The organism is Psychrosphaera algicola (genome assembly GCF_028401425.1).
Classification (GTDB): Bacteria; Pseudomonadota; Gammaproteobacteria; order Enterobacterales; family Alteromonadaceae; genus Psychrosphaera; species Psychrosphaera algicola.
In genome coordinates this window covers 4137758-4155099 of the sequence record NZ_JAQOMS010000002.1, presented here as the reverse complement: position 1 = coordinate 4155099, position 17342 = coordinate 4137758, and the positions used below count along the sequence as shown (strand labels likewise).

Below are 17342 nucleotides of genomic sequence, written 5' to 3'. Positions count from 1 at the left end.
TGACAGCCACGGCATTCAAAATAATGTCTTTGAATTCAGACCGTTAAGTAGTTTAAACGGGATGGAAGTCGCGAACCCATATATCTATGACGGTTCGTTTGCCAAATATGCGCCAACCGGTGTACAAATTGGTGATGAAGGTGTCTTAGTACCAACAAGTGCTAACTTAAGCATGAAACAAGATACTCGAGAAAGAACAGGTATTGCAACAGCACTACAATGGCAAAGTGAAGATAGCTCACTTAAAGCAACTGTGCAGTTTTTGCGTTCTGATTCTGTCTTATCTTGGAATGAACATAACATAAATTCAGAATGGCAACCTGGCGATTATAGAGCAGGCGCAATTCCAGGTACTGAGTTTGAATTTGATGACGACGGTGTTTATGAAAGCGGCAGTATCACCGATACATCTGGTGGTTGGCGCGGCGACGCCGAACGTTCGCCTATAGTGGTGAAGTTCAAAACTTTGGTTTCAGATTCAATACTGGTAACCGAATTAAGCAGCAACGTACAGAAGTCGACGACATTTCACTTAAAGTTGAATACACGCCGACGGACAACTTGTCACTCGTTTTTGATTTCCAACACATTGTTGCTGAAAAAACAGATGATGACATGAAACTTATGTTTATGACCCACGCGAATCAAAATTGGGACACCACTGGTAGTACCCCAAATCTTGAAATGATCAATCCTTGGTCAGCTGCAACGCAAGAAGAAGTGGATGCTATTGGTGTCGACTATCGTGGTGACAACTACTTTAATGAATTAACTTCATACCATTTTGCTGCGGCGATGGACCATTACGAACGCAGTAAAGGGGTATCAAATGCGCTAAGTATTGATGCAACTTATTCGCTCGACAGTGACTACTTTGTTCAATTGAAATTTGGTGTTCGTCGTGCTGAACGTGAACAAAGAGTCAAATACAGTAAGTACAACTGGGGCTCATTAGGTGCACTTTGGGCTAATCCGGTTTATTTAGATGATCCGCTAATTGATGATATTGCCGGTAGAGCACAGCTTGGTCAAGTTCATGAAGTTGTCGATTGGAGTAATTTCTTCCGCGGCGGTACTGCCACAATTCAAGGTGGAAATACTGCCCTTCATCCGGCAAATGCGATGACCAACAATTACGAAAATTGGGGGTTATCTTAGAGCCAATGTACTCAGACCGTTGTGGCGACTTTAGACCAGCCGCATCTCGTATATACGAAGATGACTGTTCAAGCCGTTCATTAACGAACCAATTCTTACCACAAGAGATCAGTTATACATCTGAAGGCAATACAGCAGCCTATATTCGTTTAGATTTCGAAAATGACGACTGGGAATATCGTGTTGCCGGTAACATTGGTTTGCGTGCAGTTCGAATTGAAAATACCACTCGTGGTACTACGTCATTTCCTGAGCAGCTGACTCAATATCCTGCACCTGAAGGTTGGGATCCGTTAAATTATAATCCTGAAGATTACAATTTATTTGCAACAAGTTCTCGGTTCTTAGAACAAACTATTAACTATATGTCTGAAGATTTTAGAAACTTTGCAAATGGTGCATTAGTGCCTAATGAAGCATCACAAAGTTACACTAAATATTTACCAAGCTTTAACATTAAAGTTGAATTAACAGACGATCTACTTGCACGTTTTGCCGTGTCAAAAGCCATTGCATTGCCAGATATTGGTAACTTGAGAAACAATACAACGATTGGTGTTTTGGGTCATAACTTAGAAGCCGACAGATTGCCGGCCTATTGGAATGCAGAAAATCCGCATCCAGACGCCCCATCAGATTCTACAACCGGTTTACCGGTTGATGCGAGCGGCAATGATTTAGAACAAAACTTAATGATCGACCCTGAAAGTGCCCGAATTAACGGTTGGACTGCATCATCAGGTAACCCATTCTTAAAACCAATGGAATCAGTACAGTGGGATGCGTCATTCGAATGGTATTACGATGACGTTGGTTCTTTAACCACCTCGTTCTTTTATAAAGATCTAACCAATTTCTTTATTAATGGCGGCACGGTTAGAGAATTTACCAATCCAGAAACAGGCGTTACTCAGCAAGTTGACGTAAGTGGCCCGACAAATGGTGGCAAAGGTTCGATGAAAGGTGTTGAAATTAACTATCAACAATTCTTCGATATGTTGCTAAGGTGCGTGGAGCGGCTTAGGAATGCAAGCAAACTATACGTATATTAAAACGGAAGGAACGCCAAACGCTAACTTAGACAGCACAGATATTGGTGATGCTCAAGACCTTAACCAAGATGGTAAGATAGATGATGCCGACAAACGTGATACAAACGGTGACGGTAACTTAGAGTATGTATACGGCAACGTAGGTAGCGAGAGCTATGCATTGCAATCGTCACTACCACTGCAAGGTCAATCTGAACATACAGCGAACTTAATTTTGATGTATGAAAAAGACGATTGGTCAGCTCGTGTTGCTTACAACTGGCGCTCTGAGTACCTTGTAACGTCGCGCGATACAATCAGTAAATTACCGATTTGGACGGGTGACTCTGGGTATATGGACGGTTCGATTTTCTATCAAATCAATGACCAACTTAAAATCGGTGTTCAAGGTGTTAACTTGTTAAATACGCAAACTGAAACGTATATGCAAGTTGATAACAAGTTGAAACTACATCGCTCATGGTTAGTTAATGACCGACGTTACTCTTTCATTGTTAGAGGTACGTTCTAATTCAAACATTGAATTAGTTGTTCATGGAAGCACACCCTAGGGTGTGCTTTTTGTGTTATAAATAATGAAAAAATTCATTTAATAGAATTACTAAAGGTTTCAAACGTGTCCGATAAAAGAATCAAAAACATTATTATTTTAGGTGGTGGTACTGCAGGTTGGATGACAGCTGCCACCATGGGCAAATTACTAAAACAAAACTACTGCAATATCCGCTTAATCGAGTCTGATGATATTTCCACAGTAGGTGTTGGCGAAGCAACGATACCGCAAATCCAAATATTTAATCGGACTTTAGGTATCGACGAAAATGAATTTATTAAACGCACTCAAGGTACATTCAAACTCGGTATTGAGTTTGTTAACTGGGGTCAAATTGGCGACAAATATACCCATGCTTTTGGTGAAATTGGCCAGAACATTGACGGTATTCCGTTTTTTCATTATTGGTGGAAAATGCGCCAGAAAAACAAAGTACCAGATATTGGAGCCTATTCCTTAAACACCATCGCAGGTCATCAAAATAAGTTTATGCGGTCAATCGACGCTGGCAATTCGCCCTTGTCGAACATTGCCTACGCCTACCAATTTGACGCCGGATTATATGCGAAATTTTTACGTGAGTACTCTGAACAACGCGGCGTTATACGCTCAGAAGGAAAAGTGGTTGAAACGCGTCTTCGTGAAAGTGACGGGTTTATTGAATCACTTGTACTAGAAAGTGGCGAAGTGGTAGCAGGTGATTTATTTATCGACTGCTCAGGTGGCAGAGCCGTACTGATAGAAGAAGCTTTAAAAACGGGATTTGACGACTGGAGCCATTGGCTACCCTGCGATAGCGCATGGGCCGTGCCGTGCGAACGCACCGAGCCGTTAAAGCCTTACACCTCTTCAACAGCCCATACGGCTGGATGGCAATGGCGCATTCCCCTTCAGCATCGAACGGGTAATGGTCATGTATTTAGCAGTAAGTTTATGGGTGACGAGGAAGCACGCGATATATTAATGAATAATTTGGATGGCAAACCGCTGGCCGAACCAAGATTATTAAAATTTTCCACCGGACGACGTAAAAAATCATGGAACAAAAACTGTGTTGCTATCGGTTTATCTAGCGGTTTCTTTGAACCCATAGAGTCCACTAATATTCATTTAGTGCAAACCGCGATTGCTAGGCTTATGGTCTTTTTCCCTGATCTCGAATTTAATCAACATGACATCGATGCCTACAACCAACAAACCGACTTTGAATATTGCAGTATCAGAGACTTTATCATCCTTCATTATAAAGCCACAGAACGTGATGACTCGGCATTTTGGAACCACTGCCGAACAATGTCGATCCCGGATAGTCTGCAACAAAAAATTGACCAATTTAGTGCTAACGGCAATATCATCCGCAATAATATGGAATTGTTTAACCCAACAAGTTGGCTTGAAGTTTTTCATGGGCAACGTATGCACCCTAAGGGTTACCACCCGCTTGTAGACTCAATTCCAGAGGAAGAACTTGAACGAAGATTAACCTTTATTCAAAGTGTTATTACAAAGTCTGTTGAGGTTATGCCAACACAACAGGAATTTATTCATCAGCACTGCTTGGCACCAAAAATGGACAACGAAAAATCATAATACTATGCGGGTCAAACGCAATAGCACTCTTACTGTAAATACGAAATCATGGAATTCAATCAACAACGCAGTAAGAGTTTATTCGTATGTTAAAAAACATCAAAAAGACGTTAGGTTTAGTTTCAGCCTCATGTTTGTTATTGGCGCTAAATGCCAATGCACTTTCAAAGCCACCAATCGCCGAGGGTAATGCTAAATTTCTAGGTAATGTCTATGCCGGAGCGCAGGTGCAAGACTTTGCCGACTACTGGAATCAAGTTACACCTGAAAACGCCGGAAAATGGGGCAGCGTAGAACGCACTCGTGACGTTATGAACTGGAACGAGCTAGATAAGGCTTATGCGCTGGCAGTAAACAACGATATCCCTTTTAAACTTCATGTATTAATCTGGGGAAACCAACAACCCGGTTGGATGGATACACTCCCTAAAGACGAACAACTTGCAGAGATTGAAGAATGGTTTGCTGCGTTGGCAAATAGATATAGTGACATTGATTTTATCGAGGTTGTAAATGAACCGCTGAATGCGCCACCAAATGGTGAAAACCCAAGATTTAGTTCGTCCCCGGCGGCAAATTACAGCGAAGCATTAGGCGGCGACGGAACAACAGGTTACGACTGGATCATAAAATCCTTCGAACTCGCCCGTCATTACTTTCCAGACAGTAATTTACTGATCAATGAATACGGCATTATCAATGAAACCAATCTCACAAAAGAATATGTAAAAATAGTTAACTTGCTAAAAGAACGTGACCTAATTGACAGTGTAGGCTTTCAAGCCCATGCATTCTCAACAACAGGAGCGAGCTCAAATCTCAAAAATAACCTAGACTTACTTGCCGCAACCGGATTAGATATTTATGTCACAGAGCTGGATATAGATGGCACCGACGACGCTGTCCAGTTAGCGTCATATAAACGCCTATTCCCTATCTTTTGGGACCATTCTGCCGTAAAAGGCATTACCTTGTGGGGCTGGCGTCCAGGCTTGTGGCGTGATGCTGAAGGCGCCTACTTAATAGACAAAAGTGGTAATGAACGCCCAGCTTTACTATGGCTTAAATCCTATATCAACGACGATATCCCAACCATAAATGCCGACCAAATGTTTACCATTAAAGAAGATGCAGCAGCGTTAGCATCTGTCGGCCAACTCTCCTTTACCGACACGACAAATGTGATTACTGGCTTCACTATTAATAACAATACATCTCCATTTGTTATTGATGATGAAGGTAACATTACATTAAGTTCTACTGGTAGTTTAGATTATGAATCAACTAGCTCTTACACTTTATCGGTGTCGGCTACGGGTGACTTTGGCTCGACATTAGCAGTGACCGTTACAGTCAACATTATCGATATCACAGAAGCTGTGACGCCTGAAGTAGAGCCAGAATCATCTTCTAGTTCTGGCGGCTCAATGCCATGGTCTTTACTATTATCGCTATTCTTAACAAGGCTTGTAATCACAAAACGTAAAGCATAAAAATAAGATGGTATTGCACCCACAAAAAAGCCGACGTAGGAAATCAATTCCTACGTCGGCTTTTTATTCTAACTGTCAAAACAGCTGGAAATTCACTGCCTAATTAATACTATTAAAACGGCATCTTCATACCAGAAGAAACTGGGGTTTTACTGAGTGCTGATAAGTGCTGAAAGCCCATGATTACTGGGGGCTAATTTTTAACATAATTGAGAAACATTAAAAAACACTGAATTTTTGACCCCTATTTGACCCCCGCTTTGTGAGAAAAACTTTGGCAAGCTCTAGGTTATACTTACCAAAAATTAAGTTTAGATTAATCGATTTTAAAAGTTATTCCAAAATGATCATACTAAAGAACAGAGAAATTGACTAACGAATAGCTCCTCGGACATTCAATATGTTCCTAAATCAATTCAAGCTGTAAAACGCTCATCGAATTTTTTAATTTTAACTGATAGCCGTTATTGCTTAAAAATCTAAAAATATTTGTTAATGAATTCTAAAAAACTCGCGCGCTTGTATAGCATGCGTAATCATGATATCCGCCAGACTTTTGCTCGTCACCAAAGTCACAGACTGATTTCATCGACACACATAAAGGTCTTGGTTCTTCAGTAAGTGCCGCTGCAGTATATACAGCGTAGCTTTCCATTTCTAAGCCTACTAAATTTTTATGCTCATCTATAATCGAGTTAACCAAATGAGTCAGAGAGAAGATACTGGCTAAACTATAAAACCGTGGTCAATTTAACTTGACTACTTGTATGTAACGTTTCATAGTGCATTATTTGAGTTAACTGTTGGCCCCTGATTGATGAAAAACGGGCTTAAAACGGTTTGATTTTACTTTATTGACCTATTTGCTTATTTACTGTGTATTAACTTTTAGCAAAACGATAATCTCTGAGATTCATACGTCAATAACAATTAAGTTATTGATTTCTTTTCATTAAAATATTTGTGAGATCATCTGTAGCATCATCACCTTTACTGCCACCGATATTGGTCAATGAAATGACAATGAGTTGTGATTTAGTGTTAAAACCTACCTTGGCATACCACATGGTGTTGGTTCCCATATGTGATAGATTGTTTGATGAGTCTACATACCAGCCCATAGCGTATCCACTATTACCGTATGGTTGGTGTAATTCCTCGAAACTCGAGCTGCTTAAATAGTTTTCATCGCCGTTCGCTCCTAACAAATGGGCATTAGTAAATTTTAATAGTGAAGATAAGCTCATATGTATTGTTCCAGCAGGTCCCATTACAGGTGGATTGTCAGAAAATTTGTCCATCGGTGCTACGGAAAAAATACCGCTTTTACTTAAATGACCATAAGGCTGGGAATAATTATAACCTGAGTCTGGAGCGCCAAAACCGGCATCATACATTTCAAGGGGAATAAACACTTCGTTCGTAATTAGTTGTTCCCAAGGCGTACCTGTCAAATGCTCTAACATGCTTGCTAAAACTACATACCCCGAATTGGTATATGAAAATTTACCGACACTTCCTGTTGATTCTGTTAATAAACTCTTTGTTAGTTCAAGTCTCTGTATGGTTATTTCCTGATTGTCATGGAAATAATCTCCCCAGCCACTCACTTTGGTAATGTCAGACATTAACCCAGCGTGGTGTGTTAGTAGTTGACGCACTGTTGTATGTCGATACTTTTGAGGAATATTCATTATCGCTGGCGAAAAAACGTCACTGAGAGTGGTTTCCCAAGATAAAACGTTTTGCTCTATTAACCTTGCTGTTAATGTTGCTGTTATTGATTTGGTGATTGAGCCTAAATGCCATAAATCATCAATTGTAACTTCTTCTGTACTATCTACACTACGAAGTCCTGTTACCCCCAGTTCTTGCATTGTACCATTTTGCCAAATTAAGCCTGCTAATGACGGAACACCGTGTGATGTTTTTAACTGGGCAAATAGTTCTTCTGTTGAAAGGTTCGCATCTTTACAGGTTTTACAAGTTTTTGGGGCTTGTTCATCAGCGCAACCAAATATCAAAAGAATGGTACTAAATAATATAATTTTTAAAATTAATTTATACTTGATCATAAATAATGTTCCTTACGCAAAAAAGTTTTGTAATCACAGGAAAAGAAGATTACTTTTAGCGAATAACAAAAAATAAGGCTTTGGCGTTAGGTGAGAGTTTTATGAGGAAATTATTAGTTGTTATAAATCAGTGAATTATCTTTGCCTTTTTGATGTCGGATTGCTTTTGTCTTTGAACAGAAAATATGGATGTATCACCTGAATGAGTAATCGAAAACAGCTCGTTGGTGTCATTAGGTAACTGAACAAGCTCTCTCGGTAAGTAATTATCAATAGAGGTTACTCGTAACGATTTATAGGGTTGAGTTTGCCTGAAATACAGCTTGTTATCTGCCAACACCCAATAGTCGTTTTTAGGGAAATTTTTAAATAATTGAGAACTAGTTTGGGATGTTATATCAAAGGTAAATAATCCTTCCATATGAGGCTTGCTATATAGCAGCGTGGACTCGTCTAGTTGTTTAACTAACCAAGCAGGGTGAGGGATAACAGGGCTTATGTTGGTTGTTTTTGATTTAAATGGCACTTGAAAGGTTTGCCAATCACCACTAACAATTGATGAAAAGTAAATTGTTTCGCCATCTAAGCTAAATGAAGGATAGAAAATACCAAAGTCAGCGATTGTCACTAACATTTTGATGCCCCTCTTTAGGTGATATGCTTCAATTTTATTTTGACTTGTCACTAACAACCATTCATTGTCAGGCGACCAAACGAGTTGCCTGTACTCAGTATATTCTTTGGTACTTGTTAGTTGAGTTTCCTTTTTATTGGTTAAATTTTTAAGCCATATTTGAGGTGTGCCCGTTTTATTTGAAACGTAGGATAATGTTTTACCGTCCGATGAAATAGTGGGGAGGAGTTCAGTATATTGTGTGGTTAATTTTTTTAACTGACTATTTCGGTTTATGATTATGTCGCCATAATTAGGATCTGAAACACTAAAAAAGCATCAGTATTACTTTCTGGCGAAAGGTTGTAGTTCCAGCCGAATGTATTAGTTAAAAGTGGTGTCGATTGCTCTTTTTTAGGATCATAGCTAACCAGCACGTCATTACCTGAATTTAACCAGATTTGTTCTGAGTTAGGGCTAAAGTAAGCTTTGTAATAGCGAGATTGTATTGAGAGTAATGATTCAAGTTGGTTTGTCTGAAGGTTCAAGCTGACAAATTCAGTATTTGACCAAAACGAGTCTCGTAAAATAAGTAGTTTTTCTTGTGCTAAATCAAGGCTGATAAAGTTATCCCCTAAACCCTCTTTTTCTGGGGTGGTAAGTTGCTTAATTTTATTAGACGTTAAGTTTAATTTATAAACTGCATACTTATTATCGTCAATTTTATCAGTAAAATATAAAGTATTGGTTGCTTGATGATAGGCAAGACTCGTTGCCGACATTCCGTCACATTGGTGAAGTGTTTTGTGTAATGTCACCAGCGCTTGAAGCGACTGTAAATCGTATGAGTTTATTGTACAGCGGAAATCGTTGTTGTTTTTTTCGACTTTAACGGCAAATATTTTTTCAATGTTGTCTCCCCAAATAGCATTCACATAATTCGCCTTGTCATGGGTTAATCGGTGCACTGCATTTTGAGCATTTAAGTCTGCAATATAGAGTTGAAAGGTACTATCAGAAGTATTTGCTTTATGCCTAAATAGCAGTAAATTTCCTTCAGGAGATAATCTAGGATCTTCTTCTGCGCCATCTAAATTCGTTATATTTTGAATATTTTCTAACTTAGTTAAGCTATCAACTTGGCTTTGGAAATAAAACAAACTAAGCAATGAAATCACAAAAATCGTTAATATCAAATAATTCGTATTGATAAAGCGAGGTCTTTGCTTTGCTATCATACTCTGTGAAGAAGTGGGCTTTGTGTTTTTATCAACATACTTAATACTTACGTTGTTCATAACAACATTGCTTTTAACAATATTGGGGGCGGGTAAAAATTGGTAACCTTTCTTTGGATAGGTTTTTATAAAGGTAGGCGCTTTGGGGTGATCGTCTAAAGCTTTTCGTAATTGAGATATAGCCCAACTAATAGAATTATCGGTTATTACTGAATCTTGCCAAACGTCTTTAATTAACTCATCTTTTGAGATAACCCGTTGCGGGTTTTGCAAAAAATACAACAATAAGTCTGCTACTTTCGGCTCTAGGTATGTTTCTTGGTTCGTCTGAATATTTAATAAAGTACGTGTCTCCGAGAAAAAGTGATAGTTTAAAAACTCATAGCAGGAAACTGACATTATATTATTTCTCTAGTTTAATTATTCGATATTATCTTTAAAGTCACACAAATATTCAATGATAGAAGCATTAAAGCGAGGCTAGACCCAGTACAAATGTAACGGCTAAGTAAGCTATTACACTGGTGGGGTGAGTGCAGAGTAGAAAATGCCTTTGCAGACTCTGATCAATGAACCTTTTTCACAACGTCAGATAAAAATTTAGTGAATTTAGCGTCTACGGTTTTGTTCAACATATAAGCAAGCTCAGCGGTATCATAGACTGAACCACCAGCTTTATTAGACTTAGATATTTCACTCAATAGTAAATTTAGACTCAAACGGTATACACTTTGTAACTTTTTTAGTTATGAACTGTATACCTATAAATTGTAAATCCAAATTCTAATTCACTATGTGAGTTTACCTTCATAAGATTTGGGCTGTTGTTATATTAGGTTTGAATGCTGCTTCAGTTTTCAACAGAACTGTATGCACTTTCACAAATTATCCTCCCCAGAAAATACAACTTATATGATGTAATGCTTACCAAAAACAACATTTATGTTGTCAAATTGTAAAATACAATATATAAGTTGTACTATTATCTATAAACAATAATTAAGTTGTTTTATGAAAACCTTAAATGAACTAAGCGACTTTCTAATACAAGAGCGAAAATCTCGTCAATTGTCTCAGAAGGATATGCGTATGCTTATTGGAATGTCTCAGCAGCAATATCAACGCGTAGAGTCTGGTCAAGATCTTAAAGTATCAACCTTACTTCGTATTCTATCTGGTTTAAGCATGGAACTAACCGTTGTAGATCCTGCCGCCAATCAAAAGACACAACAACCTCACTGTCGCCAGACACCGAAAGTATTTGGGCTAGCAAACATAAACACCTAGAGGATTAGGCTAGTGAATACAAAACGAATAGAACATGTTGAAGGTCTGAGTCTGAGTATTGGTAACCAAGAAATAGGAGTTATTTCTCATTACTCTGGTGGCAAGAACATTTTAGTCTTGTCCCCAAACTATATCGCATTACCTGCTAACAAGCGCAATACATTTACCATGTCGCAACTGATAGATGAGCGTCTCTTACAAGAGCCATTAATTAGTTCCCAACGTATGCCGCCTGTATTATCGAATCTGCTTCCAGAGGGAGCATTGAGAGAGTGGATGTCTCAATCGCTTAAAATTCATACCGAAAATGAGTTTCCTTTAATGGCTCATATGGGAGGAAGTTTACTATAGGTGGTATAGTTGCATCACCGATTCTAGCAGGCCAGCTCCCACAATGGGCAATAGACCACCGTGATCAAGTTGAAGCCATACAAGTTAATGTTGAACACCAACAAAATAAGTTCTCTCTTGCTGGCGTACAGATGAAATTTTCTTCAGTCCGCAACAAAGACGGAAGATTCAATATAGGCGACGATGCTAATCACGACAGTTGGATCATCAAAACACCATCCACTGTTCACAAGTTTGTACCTTACAACGAATATACGGCGATGCGCCTTGCTGAAGCGGTAGGTGTTGATATTCCAGAAATAAAACTCGTTGAGCTGTCAGAGTTAGATAATTTGCCAGACATCCAACTCCCAAATGAGAAACATGCTTACGCCATAAAACGATTTGATAGAGAGAGTGGGCAAAGGATCCATACCGAAGATTTTGCACAAATATTCCAAGTCTATTCTCATGAGAAATATAAAAAGCATAATTATGAACAAATCGCCGAGGCTCTATACTCATATAGCCATCAAGCCTTAAAAGACGTCCAACAAATGGCGCGACGTTTACTTGTAAACATATTGCTCGCTAATGGTGACGCATACCTTAAAAACTGGTCAGTGATATATACCAATTCTCAACGACCTAGCATTTCCCCTGCCTATGACATAGTTTCTACTCTGCCATATGTGAAAGGTGAGACCGAATTTGCACTCAACATGGCCAAAAATAAAAATTGGTATCAAGCAAATATGAGCTCATTTGAAATCTGGTCTAAGCGGGTTGGCATGCCTTGGCAAGCCATTAAAGTACACCTCATAGACGTCATGAACAACGCTCGAACTGAATGGCCTAAATTGCTAAAAGAGCTCCAAATGGACCAAGAACATAAGGACATATTGAGGCACCACTGGTCACAATTGCATGACGATTTTAGACTATAAATATTTATAAAATGAGATGAGATATGCCAGCTAGAAAAGTAAAAGCGCTAACTAGAACTCTCGAAATGTTGAAGGTGGTTCCGGTTAGTCCAAAAGCACTCACTACAAAAGAAATACATAATCAATTACTAGCATACGCCCCAGACATTACGATTAGAACAGTTCAGCGAGATCTGATGGGATTAACGGATGTAATGGGACTTTCATTTTTTGATTCTCCAGATGGATACCGGTGGTGTAACCCTCCCATATTTAGATCAAATATTAGGAAAGTCTTCCTAACGGCACAGCGCTTCAAAACTTGAAGTGTTGTTACAGAACGGCAAAGCTGTCAAACCGATGATTACTCAGTATAGTTAAATGTTGGCCACAATATTGTTGTTCAATTTTCATCAAATATTAATCATGCTCCCCATCATTACCATTTCAGGGGTATCTGACACTTCAATCGCGATACATTTATTATCTTTAATTAATTCGAAGATCTCTTTTTCATTTTTACAAAAATGTACACCTTTGTCACAAATGTTGCAGTATCTAACGTTTTGTTGTTCTGTTTTTACTAGTGATTCCCATTTTTCGGGGCATTCATATTCAAATTTACAGTTTCTAATTTCCATTTCTATTCCCGTCTTCGTCTTCGTCTTCGTCTTCGTCTTCGTCTTCGTCTTCGTCTTCGTCTTCAAACAACTATTCTTTTTATATCAGAAAAATCAAATACTGAAATGAAAAATTGAATTAAAAGCGAGTTTATTTGTAACCATCCAATAAAATCAGAATATTAAAAATAGAGTTTTCTATTTAAAGTAAACCTTGATGGAGAATAATATGAAAAATCGAGATTTACTGAAAGCCAGACCTGTGCCATAAATATAACATTGGGCAAGAGAAGTTTGGGTTATAAGGCTAAGTTTAATAAAAGACTAACTATCGAAACTCCAAAATTCAGTAGTAATAATCAGGCTAATATGATCATATTCCCCTATCAGCCTTAACTTGTATACAAGTCACAAATTATATTACGAGATAAACCTAGAAATCTGGCCATGGCATGAGACAGTTGAGCTTCTTATTAGACGTCAACTAACTTGTCCGGTCGGCGTCAATTAACTTTACCGTTTTTTGAATTGATTTTAATAGCCTGCTTTCTCCTTCTAGTTTATAAATTTCGCTGTGGTGGATTAATCAGTCAATTGCCGCAACGGCCATTATGTTGTCGCCTAATATGCTGTCCCACTCACTGAATCCCTGGTTTGATGTGATTAACATACTGCCTCGTTCTTAACGGTAAGTGAACAGCTCAAATAGCACTTAGCTCTCGCTGTCGATTTTTTTGACATAGCCGATATCATCCAAGATTAGAAGCTCGTATTCATCTAGCTTTTTGAGCGCATCAGCTAAACCGAGCGTTTCTTTTGCTTTTGGAACTCTTGCACTAAGTATGTACTCGACTGAATTTTACGCGAATGGCTTTTTGATAAGCGCATTTCATAAGGCGCAACCTAGTTGGGTTTTCCCAAGATCACTGTACCACTGCAATGTTAAATTTGGGCGAAAGGTCATCTTACAAGTTAAATAATTATGACCGTAGCTCATACATTCTTGTATATACCTTAACTACACATTAGTTAGTGGCTATAACAACGAGTTTATTGACACACTACCCCATATTGGGTAATTTGCTTTCTAAGGTCGCGGCCCCTAGACGCTTCGCTATTTATATGAATACTAAACCTGTGAATAATGATTCAAAGCACTTACGTGTTTTACTTTGTAATCAAGAAGGCATTGTAAAAACGAAGCTAGCAATAAGCCTCGGAAGCGTGTTCTGGCAAAGCTCAGCCAACCCAGAGCAGCCGAGAGATGGAGTTAGGTTCTTGTAAAATCTCGTATCACAACTCATAAACCTGATGATGGACAACTCAAATACCTTGTGTGAAAATTCGAATTATACCGTTGTAATAGCTTAAATTGACTGAATCTAAACCGACCTCAAGAAAAGCGATGAAGTGTCTAGATTAGTTTTGTCGACTCCCTGTTTAAACTTTAGTCGATTATAAAAGGAATTTAAAGGAAGTATGGAAAGTACAATTGAACCTTCATTCGTCAGTGAAAACGCAAAAACAGCCGAAACGAAAGAAAAGTATGTATCTCAGTATGAATTAATAAAGCAATGGAGAGTAAATCTTACATATCTAAAAAAAGACAAAGGATTTAAAGTACCTAAAGAACTTGATAAAAGTGATAAAAAAGTAAATACCGCGTTAGATGCCATAGCGTATTTAGAACAAAAAATACATTACTAGACGAAAACGAAGATTTCCAGTTATCGGAAAGTGGATTTGTAACATACAAAAACAAGTATGCGATTGCTTTTGAATATTTATCGCAGCTAGAAAAACCTGTTCTTGAGATCAATTCCCTAAGTTTTATTTTACGTCAAGAGCTAAACAAGTAGATCAGTTATCAAAACCAAGTCGTTGGACTCACACGTTATTTCACTTTCTAATCACACTAGTAGTTATTTTAACGCTCGCGGCTATTAGCTTATTTGTGTTACATAAAACTCAGGACAATTTGTTCATTGAGTTCCTAATAGGCTGGTTTTGGATTGTAAATATTACAACAGCGTGCAATTTAATTGCGAAATATAAAAAATTAGCTATCACTCCTTTTCGGTTTAGTGTCAGCTTATTAGGTATTCATTCACTAAATATACTAATAAAAGTAAACCTGCTATGCATTATCCCTTTTCTTATTGTGAGTATATACAACGCTTATTGGATTGATGACATCATAATAATTAGTTTATTTATTTCGGGTCAAATTAATTTTAAACCTGACGAAAAACCATCAAAAGAAGTAGCTAAAAATGACTTAACGGAAGCAGGAACAACTAATGCTTAAAGGGGTTATATTAGTCATATGCATCCTGTTCAGTACCAGCAGTTTTGCAAATATTGACATAGATCTTGCTTGTAAAGAAAAAAAGAGCAACAACATTCATTATTAGAAAGGCTTTCTACTTCTTTAACTGAAGCGCACTTAGCGGGACAGTGCACTGGTTATCATTCATTAAAAAAAGAAATTTTGAATGGAAAAAATATTGCTCAGAGTTTTTAGAACAAAAGAAATCGCTACTTGGTTCTTTAAGTACATCCCTTAAAGAAGCTAATTTGGCGAGCATGTGTGTTGGCGCAATTTATAGAGTAGCAAAACGGTGTAAAGTTGATACATACAAAATCAATTACTCTTACGTTGCTAGAGGAGCTTTTACCGTTCATAAAGTAGAACAACGCCTTGGTTGTTATGGTGATTAGCATGACCAGTAAAAACAAAAGTATTGCAGCAGTTGCTTGCCAAGCTTTAGGAATTGACCGCAACTTATTACCAGAGCGTTTAAGGAGTCGTTTAAACTATTACGTTAAAGACAAAAAACTCAAAGCTAAACTACTCGATGAGGTAGATATAAAATCTGAGTCAGTCGATTATGTGCCCAAGCCCATCAAGGCCGGAAATCATATATTTATTCGTAATCTGGTTATTCTAGATACGTTATTTGAAGATAAAAAATCAGTTGTAAATTGGCTCAATGGAGAAAAAATCAATACTGAAAGTTTTGAGCAATTTGCCAAGGAGTGGAAGGCTAAAAAGTTACTATTTCAAGCACTTGATAAGCGTATTGGTGACTTAAGGCTTTTTCTATCAGCCGAAAATATAGATTGGTCACAAGATGAAATCCCATATCCTTTTAATGAAGGTCAATATAGCTCATTGGAGATGATTGCTAATTCTATTGAATTTGATACGCAATCGAGCCCTTCTGATTTAGCACTAAAAGCCGTGTTAGAAGGCGAATTTGGTGTTTTAGGTAAACTAATTACTGACAATCCAGATGCTTTTATTAACGAACAAGGCCAATGGCTTGTAAATTTATACAACGCTAAAAAAGCAGAATACGAAGAATATAGCTTATTGCTCAATAAATATTAAAATGTTTACTTTCTCCCCTTTATTGTGAATTTAACAGTTTGATACTGGCTCCTGAAGTCACCACCTACTGCGGTGACATTAGGAGATTATAATGAATAAATTTATCGCTTTTGAAGGGCTTGATGCCTGCGGAAAAACAACACTAAGCTCTCTCTACGCAAAAGAAAAAAACTCGGTTGTTCATTCAGCTGTAATTGAAGAAGCACTGGAGCTGAGAAAAGTCATTGATACCTATGAGTCGAAAGAGAGTGCTTTTCTGTTTTTTTACTAAATAACTTTTTGAGAAGTCATGCTGTCTCAACAGCATTAAAGTCTGAAAATGTTATAGTTGACAGGTATATTTTTTCAACTTTAGCGTATCAGACAATTATGCTTGGAGAAGAACTCGTTAAGAATATTTTTGATACACTTAGCATTACTCAAAACATCCATCTTCCAGAAGTCATTGTTTTTGTTAAGGCCGACGCAGAAACGATAAACAGTAGAATTGAGGCTAGAGGAGGTTGTATTCAGTGGTATGGAGATGCCGTGACGCAAAATAACTGTGTAGAAACAGCTTATAAAAAGATTTTCCAATGGTTTAATATTCCAATTGTAGAGATTGATACATCACAAAAGTGTGGTCGCTCGATAGCAGAAAATTATCAACTAATGAAAGGTGAAGTTGAACGCGTCATTTCTGGCGGTTACAACTAAAAATAGGGTTATTAATTAAGGGGAGAAATGAGTAAATTTATTGGATTCACAATCCCCTTTTTTGAGGCATAAACGTATATATTAAACAGAAAAAGTAGAATGAAGAATGTACAAAAATGACTCGTGAAGCCACTTAATTCTTTGGTTTTACCGTGCATAATTCATGAAAGGTACTAAGGTCAGACTTGAACTAGATCTTTCTCTGCTCAAATTAGTTTCCCACTAATTAATTCTTTAGCGTTGCTCGTCTATAATACATTCCTCCTTAAAGACAACTTACCATTTAATAGACTTACTACTTTGTAATTGTTTTATTT

The 17342-nt window shown here is 37.8% G+C and carries 22 protein-coding genes; 15 read left to right on the top strand and 7 right to left on the bottom strand.

Going from position 1 to position 17342, the window contains the following annotated elements; translation table 11 throughout:
- The first annotated feature begins 61 nt into the window (after positions 1-61).
- The 6 genes from PN838_RS22835 (at position 62) to PN838_RS22810 (ending at position 5846) form a co-directional block, all read left to right on the top strand.
- Complete coding sequence (locus PN838_RS22835) at positions 62-619, top strand: hypothetical protein (protein ID WP_272182094.1); 558 nt, start codon at positions 62-64, stop codon at positions 617-619.
- The gene (locus PN838_RS22830) at positions 616-1158 is read left to right on the top strand and encodes a hypothetical protein (protein ID WP_272182093.1); all 543 of its coding nucleotides are present in this window, start codon (positions 616-618) and stop codon (positions 1156-1158) included. The genes PN838_RS22835 and PN838_RS22830 overlap by 4 nt, the downstream gene beginning before the upstream one ends.
- A complete protein-coding gene (locus PN838_RS22825) occupies positions 1143-2210 on the top strand; it encodes a TonB-dependent receptor domain-containing protein (protein WP_272182092.1) in 1068 nt (355 codons plus the stop codon). The genes PN838_RS22830 and PN838_RS22825 overlap by 16 nt, the downstream gene beginning before the upstream one ends.
- Positions 2185-2721 carry a TonB-dependent receptor gene (locus tag PN838_RS22820; RefSeq protein WP_272182091.1) on the top strand — a complete coding sequence of 179 codons (537 nt, stop codon included), beginning with the start codon at positions 2185-2187 and terminating at the stop codon, positions 2719-2721. Before PN838_RS22825 ends, PN838_RS22820 begins: the two co-directional genes overlap by 26 nt.
- A 105-nt stretch (positions 2722-2826) precedes the next feature.
- Complete coding sequence (locus tag PN838_RS22815; protein WP_272182090.1) at positions 2827-4353, top strand: tryptophan halogenase family protein; 1527 nt, start codon at positions 2827-2829, stop codon at positions 4351-4353.
- 86 nt (positions 4354-4439) lie between these two features.
- Positions 4440-5846 carry an endo-1,4-beta-xylanase gene (locus PN838_RS22810; protein ID WP_272182089.1) on the top strand — a complete coding sequence of 469 codons (1407 nt, stop codon included), beginning with the start codon at positions 4440-4442 and terminating at the stop codon, positions 5844-5846.
- 502 nt (positions 5847-6348) lie between these two features.
- Here the strand turns inward: PN838_RS22810 and PN838_RS22805 are convergent.
- The 5 genes from PN838_RS22805 to PN838_RS22785 all read right to left on the bottom strand — a co-directional run bounded on the left by PN838_RS22805 (position 6349) and on the right by PN838_RS22785 (position 10473).
- Complete coding sequence (locus PN838_RS22805) at positions 6349-6549, bottom strand: hypothetical protein (RefSeq protein ID WP_272182088.1); 201 nt, start codon at positions 6547-6549, stop codon at positions 6349-6351.
- A 232-nt stretch (positions 6550-6781) separates the two neighbouring features.
- Complete coding sequence (locus tag PN838_RS22800) at positions 6782-7921, bottom strand: serine hydrolase domain-containing protein (RefSeq protein WP_272182087.1); 1140 nt, start codon at positions 7919-7921, stop codon at positions 6782-6784.
- 127 nt (positions 7922-8048) lie between these two features.
- On the bottom strand, positions 8049-8606 hold the full coding sequence (locus PN838_RS22795) for a TolB-like translocation protein (RefSeq protein ID WP_272182086.1): 558 nt from the start codon (positions 8604-8606) through the stop codon (positions 8049-8051).
- A gap of 227 nt (positions 8607-8833) precedes the next feature.
- A complete protein-coding gene (locus tag PN838_RS22790) occupies positions 8834-10171 on the bottom strand; it encodes a winged helix-turn-helix domain-containing protein (RefSeq protein ID WP_272182085.1) in 1338 nt (445 codons plus the stop codon).
- A gap of 167 nt (positions 10172-10338) precedes the next feature.
- Entirely contained in the window at positions 10339-10473 is a 135-nt protein-coding gene (locus PN838_RS22785; protein WP_272182084.1) for a hypothetical protein, read from the bottom strand.
- Between the two features lie 310 nt (positions 10474-10783).
- On the opposite strand from PN838_RS22785, the gene PN838_RS22780 reads away from it, so the two are divergent.
- The 3 genes from PN838_RS22780 (at position 10784) to PN838_RS22770 (ending at position 12336) form a co-directional block, all read left to right on the top strand.
- A complete protein-coding gene (locus tag PN838_RS22780; protein WP_272182083.1) occupies positions 10784-11059 on the top strand; it encodes a helix-turn-helix domain-containing protein in 276 nt (91 codons plus the stop codon).
- Positions 11060-11071: 12 nt separating this feature from the next.
- Entirely contained in the window at positions 11072-11410 is a 339-nt protein-coding gene (locus PN838_RS22775; protein WP_272182082.1) for a HipA N-terminal domain-containing protein, read from the top strand.
- A gap of 131 nt (positions 11411-11541) precedes the next feature.
- A complete protein-coding gene (locus PN838_RS22770; RefSeq protein ID WP_272182081.1) occupies positions 11542-12336 on the top strand; it encodes a type II toxin-antitoxin system HipA family toxin in 795 nt (264 codons plus the stop codon).
- Positions 12337-12728: 392 nt separating this feature from the next.
- On the opposite strand, the gene PN838_RS22765 is transcribed toward PN838_RS22770, so the two are convergent.
- Both PN838_RS22765 and PN838_RS27670 read right to left on the bottom strand, forming a co-directional pair.
- Complete coding sequence (locus PN838_RS22765) at positions 12729-12956, bottom strand: hypothetical protein (protein ID WP_272182080.1); 228 nt, start codon at positions 12954-12956, stop codon at positions 12729-12731.
- A gap of 565 nt (positions 12957-13521) precedes the next feature.
- A complete protein-coding gene (locus tag PN838_RS27670) occupies positions 13522-13605 on the bottom strand; it encodes a hypothetical protein (RefSeq protein WP_370661128.1) in 84 nt (27 codons plus the stop codon).
- Between the two features lie 809 nt (positions 13606-14414).
- Here PN838_RS27670 and PN838_RS22760 point away from each other — a divergent pair.
- From PN838_RS22760 to PN838_RS22735, 6 genes are all read left to right on the top strand, one after another.
- On the top strand, positions 14415-14642 hold the full coding sequence (locus PN838_RS22760; protein WP_272182079.1) for a hypothetical protein: 228 nt from the start codon (positions 14415-14417) through the stop codon (positions 14640-14642).
- Between the two features lie 454 nt (positions 14643-15096).
- Positions 15097-15243, top strand: a complete 147-nt coding sequence (locus PN838_RS22755) for a hypothetical protein (RefSeq protein WP_272182078.1) — start codon at positions 15097-15099, stop codon at positions 15241-15243.
- A 149-nt stretch (positions 15244-15392) separates the two neighbouring features.
- Entirely contained in the window at positions 15393-15656 is a 264-nt protein-coding gene (locus tag PN838_RS22750; protein ID WP_272182077.1) for a hypothetical protein, read from the top strand.
- A gap of 1 nt (position 15657) precedes the next feature.
- On the top strand, positions 15658-16329 hold the full coding sequence (locus PN838_RS22745) for a hypothetical protein (protein ID WP_272182076.1): 672 nt from the start codon (positions 15658-15660) through the stop codon (positions 16327-16329).
- Between the two features lie 91 nt (positions 16330-16420).
- Complete coding sequence (locus PN838_RS22740) at positions 16421-16600, top strand: nucleoside/nucleotide kinase family protein (RefSeq protein WP_272182075.1); 180 nt, start codon at positions 16421-16423, stop codon at positions 16598-16600.
- Between the two features lie 8 nt (positions 16601-16608).
- Positions 16609-17025 carry a nucleoside/nucleotide kinase family protein gene (locus tag PN838_RS22735; protein WP_272182074.1) on the top strand — a complete coding sequence of 139 codons (417 nt, stop codon included), beginning with the start codon at positions 16609-16611 and terminating at the stop codon, positions 17023-17025.
- The last annotated feature ends 317 nt before the right edge of the window (positions 17026-17342 follow it).

Coding starts and splice junctions, on each gene's coding strand:
- PN838_RS27670 (WP_370661128.1), bottom strand. CDS start 13,605: ATGTTAATCACATCAAACCAGGGATTCAGTGAGTGGGACAGCATATTA.
- PN838_RS22780 (WP_272182083.1), top strand. CDS start 10,784: ATGAAAACCTTAAATGAACTAAGCGACTTTCTAATACAAGAGCGAAAA.
- PN838_RS22830 (WP_272182093.1), top strand. CDS start 616: ATGAAACTTATGTTTATGACCCACGCGAATCAAAATTGGGACACCACT.
- PN838_RS22790 (WP_272182085.1), bottom strand. CDS start 10,171: ATGTCAGTTTCCTGCTATGAGTTTTTAAACTATCACTTTTTCTCGGAG.
- PN838_RS22740 (WP_272182075.1), top strand. CDS start 16,421: ATGAATAAATTTATCGCTTTTGAAGGGCTTGATGCCTGCGGAAAAACA.
- PN838_RS22820 (WP_272182091.1), top strand. CDS start 2,185: ATGCAAGCAAACTATACGTATATTAAAACGGAAGGAACGCCAAACGCT.
- PN838_RS22835 (WP_272182094.1), top strand. CDS start 62: ATGGAAGTCGCGAACCCATATATCTATGACGGTTCGTTTGCCAAATAT.
- PN838_RS22810 (WP_272182089.1), top strand. CDS start 4,440: ATGTTAAAAAACATCAAAAAGACGTTAGGTTTAGTTTCAGCCTCATGT.
- PN838_RS22745 (WP_272182076.1), top strand. CDS start 15,658: ATGACCAGTAAAAACAAAAGTATTGCAGCAGTTGCTTGCCAAGCTTTA.
- PN838_RS22800 (WP_272182087.1), bottom strand. CDS start 7,921: ATGATCAAGTATAAATTAATTTTAAAAATTATATTATTTAGTACCATT.
- PN838_RS22765 (WP_272182080.1), bottom strand. CDS start 12,956: ATGGAAATTAGAAACTGTAAATTTGAATATGAATGCCCCGAAAAATGG.
- PN838_RS22760 (WP_272182079.1), top strand. CDS start 14,415: ATGGAAAGTACAATTGAACCTTCATTCGTCAGTGAAAACGCAAAAACA.
- PN838_RS22770 (WP_272182081.1), top strand. CDS start 11,542: ATGAAATTTTCTTCAGTCCGCAACAAAGACGGAAGATTCAATATAGGC.